At 71.5% G+C, this 5,177-nt stretch carries 6 protein-coding genes and 1 pseudogene; 1 reads left to right on the plus strand and 6 read right to left on the minus strand.

What is annotated here, in order from left to right; genetic code table 11:
• The coding region (locus HMPREF0975_RS11320) for a LysR family transcriptional regulator (RefSeq protein WP_049939865.1) at nucleotides 1-852 on the minus strand (852 nt) is incomplete at its 3' end.
• An 81-nt stretch (nucleotides 853-933) separates the two neighbouring features.
• Between HMPREF0975_RS11320 and HMPREF0975_RS11325 the strand changes: the two genes are divergently transcribed.
• On the plus strand, nucleotides 934-1,965 hold the full coding sequence (locus tag HMPREF0975_RS11325) for a threonine ammonia-lyase (protein WP_009234318.1): 1,032 nt from the start codon (nucleotides 934-936) through the stop codon (nucleotides 1,963-1,965).
• 194 nt (nucleotides 1,966-2,159) lie between these two features.
• Here HMPREF0975_RS11325 and HMPREF0975_RS11330 read toward each other — a convergent pair whose 3' ends face one another.
• The 5 genes and pseudogenes from HMPREF0975_RS11330 to HMPREF0975_RS11350 all read right to left on the minus strand — a co-directional run.
• Nucleotides 2,160-2,624 carry a DUF3995 domain-containing protein gene (locus tag HMPREF0975_RS11330; protein ID WP_009234319.1) on the minus strand — a complete coding sequence of 155 codons (465 nt, stop codon included), beginning with the start codon at nucleotides 2,622-2,624 and terminating at the stop codon, nucleotides 2,160-2,162.
• 206 nt (nucleotides 2,625-2,830) lie between these two features.
• Nucleotides 2,831-3,655: an arginase family protein gene (locus HMPREF0975_RS11335; RefSeq protein WP_009234320.1), complete on the minus strand. Its 825-nt coding sequence runs from the start codon at nucleotides 3,653-3,655 to the stop codon at nucleotides 2,831-2,833.
• Nucleotides 3,656-3,880: 225 nt separating this feature from the next.
• Nucleotides 3,881-4,309 (minus strand): D-aminoacyl-tRNA deacylase, encoded by a 429-nt coding sequence (gene dtd, locus HMPREF0975_RS11340; protein WP_009234321.1) that lies wholly within the window; start codon nucleotides 4,307-4,309, stop codon nucleotides 3,881-3,883.
• Nucleotides 4,309-4,767, minus strand: coding sequence for a DUF2516 family protein (locus HMPREF0975_RS11345; protein ID WP_009234322.1), 459 nt, complete (start codon nucleotides 4,765-4,767; stop codon nucleotides 4,309-4,311). The genes dtd and HMPREF0975_RS11345 overlap by 1 nt, the downstream gene beginning before the upstream one ends.
• A 137-nt stretch (nucleotides 4,768-4,904) precedes the next feature.
• A pseudogene (locus HMPREF0975_RS11350) lies at nucleotides 4,905-5,177 on the minus strand (folate-binding protein); the annotation flags it as partial.

Here is a 5,177-nt window from a genome sequence, read left to right on the forward strand (position 1 = left end):
CGTCCGGCACGCCTCCACGAGGACGTCGACGGCCAGCGGCCGGGGCCTCTCGGCACGGGTGACCACCTCGACCCGCCGGTGCTCACGGGTCAGCGGACGCACCTGAACCCCCTCGTGCCGGTAGGCGCTCAGCGCCATCCCGGGCAGCAGGGCCGCCCCCACCCCGGCGGCCACGAGCGCCTGCACGGCCACGTAGTCGTCGGAGGCATAAGCGGTCTCGGGCGCAAAGCCGTTGGCACGCCCCACGGCAATGAGCTCCTCGCGGCAGCGCGCGCAGCCGGTCACCCACCGGCACCGGGCGCCGTCGGCGACGCGCGTGATGCCGCCGGGATGGGAGACCAGGTAGAGGACGTCGTCGAGCAGGTGCACCGCCTGAAGCCCCTCATCGGCATCGTCGTCTACGTAGGAGAAGGACAGGGCCGCGTCCACCCGCCCGCGCCGCAGTGCGTCGAGGGCCTCGGGCGGCTCGGCGTCGACCAGCTCGACCTCCAGCCCCGGGTGCTGCCGGCCGACGACGTCGAGCACCCCGGGCACGAGGGAGGCCACCGCGGAGGGGAAGGCGGCCAGACGCACGCGCCCCGCCTCCGCGCGAGCCATGGAGATGGCCTCGCGCTCGGTGCGATCCAACAGGTCGAGGATCTCCTGGCCGCGGGCCGCCAACGCTCGTCCCTCCTCGGTGAGCCGCACCCCGCGCCCGGCCCGCGTCAGCAGGACGGCGCCGGTCGCACGCGACAGGGCGGCGAGCTGGTGGGAGACGGTGGACTGGCTGAAGCCCAGCGACTCGGCGGCGGCCGAGACGGTGCCGAGCCGGGAGAGCTCCACGAGGGCGCGCAACTGCTGCACATCGATCACTCACCAAGTATGGCTCAAATCGATGGGTATACGTCAAAACATTCATTGGACCGATAGTGCAATCTTCATCATCATGGACTCATGACCGCAACCGACACCCTGACCCCGTTCTCCTCCCTCAGTCCCCGGGAGGGCCTCGACTTCGACGCCGTCCTGCGCACCTACGAGGCCGTCTCGCGCATCCTGCCCGAGACTCCCGCCTGGTCCTACCCGCTGCTCAGCGCCGAGGCCGGGGTCGACGTCGTGGTCAAGCACGAGAACGTCCAGCCCACCGGCGCCTTCAAGGTCCGCGGCGGGGTGGCGCTCATGGCGGCGCTCAGCCCCGAGGAACGGCGCCGCGGCGTCGTGACCGCCTCCACCGGCAACCACGCCCAGTCCCTGGCCTGGGCGGGCGCCCGCAGCGACGTGCCCGTCACCGTCGTCGTACCGGCCGGCGCCCCGGCCCGCAAGGTGGCCGCGGTGCGCGCCCTAGGCGCCCGCGTGGTCGTCGAGGGCGACACGATGTGCGACTCGCTCGCCCACGCTGAGGCGCTCTCCCTGAGCGAGGGGATGCGCATGGTCTCCCCCGGCGACGAGCCGGCGATCGTGCTCGGGCACGCCACCGTCTACCTCGAGCTCTTCCGCCGCCACCGCGGTCTGCGAACCGTCTACACCCCGGTCGGCTCGGGCTCCGGGGCCGCAGGCGCCTGCCTCGTGCGCGATGTCCTGGCGCCCGAGTGCTGGGTCATCGGCGTCCAGTCCAGCGCCGCTCCGGCCGCGCACCGCGCCTGGAAGTCCGGCAAGCCGGCCACTGTCCACAGTCACACCCGCGTGGCGGGCCTGGCCGTCGGGGCGAGCTTCGCCCTCACCCAGTCCGTGCTGGGCCGCAGCCTCAACGACTTCATCCTGGTCGATGACGACGATATCCAGCGCGCCGTCGGCCTCATGTCCACCCACGCCCACACCCTGGCCGAGGGCGCTGGGGCCGCGAGCCTGGCCGGGCTCATGGCTGACCCCGCCCGCAGGGGTCCCTGTGCCGTCGTATGCACCGGCGGCAACGCCGACGACAGCGAGCTCGCTGCCATCGCCGGCTTTGCCGACTCCGCCGTCACTGACATGGCCCTGACCTGCTGAGCCGGGCACTACCCGTCGGACGATTTGGGGAACACTCCCCGTTGAGCCGGAACGCCCGCCGGGGAGACACTCAAGTGAGGGCCGGGAAGCGCAGTCGGGGGCGCATACCCGGCCCTCCCCCTTGCTCCGGCGGCCGACCAGCATCACCGGACCATGCCACCGCCACGAGTGAACACCGAGCGGACATGAACCGGCTAGGGCCGGCTCCAGCGCAGGTAGGCGACCGTTGCGGCCAGCACCAGGATGCCGCCCACCCAGAAGTGAGGCATCCACAGCAGTAGCCGCCACCAGCCGTAGCGCGAGAGCGGCTGCCCCGACAGGAGCCTCGGGATCGCAGGCGCCGAGCCGATCAGCCCGTAGGCCATGAGCAGGGCTCCCGAGATCCAGCCGAAGGCCAGGCGCATCCAGTGCGGCACCCTGATGACGTCTGGGCGCAGGAGGGCGAAGCCGAAGACGACGAAGCCCAGCTTCACCAGCCCGGAGACGAGGACGACCACGACGAACCAGGTGGGCCGCTCCTGAGCGAGCCGCAGGGCATCGCCCTGAAGGACCGTATCGACCAGCCATGGGGAGCCCAGTGACCAGGACACACTGATGCAGCCGAAGAAGGCCCACCACAGCATCATGGCGATGACCACCGCCCGCGAGCGCCCCGTCATCTCAGCGCGTCCTCACATCGCATCGGCCACGGCATCGCATCGTCGGCCTCCTTCGACCTAGGTCCTGTTGCGTAGGTCCGGGCGACGCTGCGAGGCCCGCCCCGGGATCCGGATCGAAGAACGCCGCACGCTTGGTCATGTCTCATTGTCGCCCCACAGCAGTCACCCCGTCCATGGGCGGGACAGACCGCAAGGGCCAGCCCGGCTCAGCCGACGGCGTCGAGCACGGGGGACAGGGCGTCTAGCAGCGGGTCGAGGTCCTCCTCCCCAGTGGCCGTCTCGAGCTCGCCGATCTGGATGCCGACGACCTCGCCGCGGGCGAGGACCTCGGCCGCCTGGCGCAGCTCGGCCAGGCTCAGGCCACCGCCGACGAGGTAGTCGGTCGGCACGACACCGGGCTCCAGCACGTCGCAGTCGATGTGGATGTAGACGGGTCTGCCGTCCACCACCCGCCCGAGCCGCTCAGCGAAGCCCTCTCCAGGCCCGACGAGGGGGATGCCCGCACCCTCGATGAGATCGGCCTCGGGCGGGTCGATGTCGCGCACCCCGGCCAGGACCACGTTGTCCGTGCCCAGCCCGGCGCCGAGTCCGGAGTCCCACAGCCCCAACGGTCCGGACAGGGCCAGACCGCCGAGGTAGCCACTCGGCGTGCTCTCCGGGGAGTTGAGGTCGGCGTGGGCGTCGAACCACACGACGAGCGCGTCGGGCCGGTTGGCAGCAACGACGGGCAGGGTCGCCAGCGCCCCGGCACAGCGGCTCAACGCGGTCACCGGCACGGCAGAGCCGGCCCACAGCACCTCGTAGTGGGCCGCGAGCGCCTCCAGCCCGTCGCGGGCGGCATCGAGCTCGACCTGCCAACCCACGCTCAGCGCCGGGCGAGGTGATCCGATGACGACGGGCTCGACGTCGTAGCGCCGCGCCAGGGCGGCGGCCAGGCGCGGCGAGGCAGCCATGGCTCGGTCGTTGTGGTCGCCGATCCTCCCGGCGACGTGGGTGACCACGACCCTCTCTCTTCTGGCCCCGGTGCTCATCTCCGGCTCCTCTCGTTATGCGGGCCTCACGTTACCCGCAACGCTACGGACCGACGGTGCTGTGCCTCAATCACCGAGGAGGAGCCGTGGCGCCCGCCTCCCATCACGACTGTGGGCCGATGTCCGCACGCCAGTCGCTGACGTCGCGGTCGCACCTTGGGACACGCGCTCGAGGGGTAGAGAGTACGAACACGCAGACGCCTCACCCTAGTCTCGCAACAGGCCCTACTCGGCCTCGACCAGAATGGTCACCGGGCCGTCGGCCTCCATGTCGATCGCCATGTGGGCGCCGAAGCGGCCGGTGGCCACCTCCAGGCCGCGCCCGCGCAGGTCCTCGGCCACCGCCTCCACCAGGGGCTCGGCCACCTCACCGGGAGCCGCCCTGTTCCAGGTGGGGCGCCGCCCCTTGCGTGTATCGGCGTACAGGGTGAACTGGGAGACGACGAGCACCGGCGCACCGGCATCGGACACCGAGAGCTCTCCCTCCAGGAGCCTCAGGTCCGCGATCTTGCGGGCCACCGTGGCCACCTGTTGGGGGCCGTCGTCGTGCGTGGCCCCGACCAGGACCATGAGGCCGGGTCGGGTGATCTCCCCAACCACCTCGCCGTCGACGCGAACGGCGGCCCGACTGACCCGCTGTATAACTGCACGCATCAGCGATCAGAGCTCCAGTCGCGCGGCCCTCGGCCGGCGCGCCCACCTCTCCCGGGCCGGCGCTGCGAGGCCCGCCCCGGGATGCGGATCGAAGAGCGCACCCGCACAGGCGCCAACGCCTGCAAAGCGGGGCGCACATCCGCTAGGTAGACGGCGCTGGCCACCACGGCCAGCAGACCGATGAACGACACTCCCGTCGACGCCCTTTCACCGTGCGTGGCGGCCCAGTACCGGTAGGCCTCATACGCCTGGAAGGTCACCACCGCGGCCGCCACCGCGTTGACAACGAGCCAGAAGTTCCTGCTGCGCTTGTCCGCCGCGGCGTAGTGCTGAGCCGGCCTCAGCGCTGAGTCGATGAGAGCCCAGACCCCAAGGACAGCCGCAAGGACCTGCGCTGCGCACCAGATCAGTGAGACTGCGAGAGAGAGGTAGTAAGCGATGAGAAGAAGGAGGCTCACGCGCCCCAGGCTACCGGCCGGTGGCCCGTGAACCCAGTGATACAGCCACGCTCAGCGAGAACAGTTGACGCCTCATGCACCCGGTAGCTGCTTGGTGACGCGCCGGCCGACGAGAGGTAGCCGGAGCCGGGAAACGCTCAGAGCCGCAGGCCCTTGCGCAGCCCGGCGCCGGGGCGCTCGGCGGGGCTGGCCTGGGCGCGTCCCTCGGGAGAGACCAGTAGCTCCTGGGCGGCGTCGACCCGCCCGACGGCGATCGTCTCGCCGGTGGCCTCGTCGACCTCGGTGATCTCCACGGTCAGTTGCTCGCCCGCGGGCACGGCGCGGCGCAGCAGGGCCAGGGCGATGGGGCCGAGCTCGTGGTGGCGCGCCACGGAGGTCACGGCGCCCACGGTCCTCTCCCCCATGCGCAC

Source organism: Actinomyces sp. oral taxon 849 str. F0330 (assembly GCF_000239715.1).
In the GTDB taxonomy this organism is placed as follows: Bacteria; Actinomycetota; Actinomycetes; order Actinomycetales; family Actinomycetaceae; genus Actinomyces; species Actinomyces johnsonii.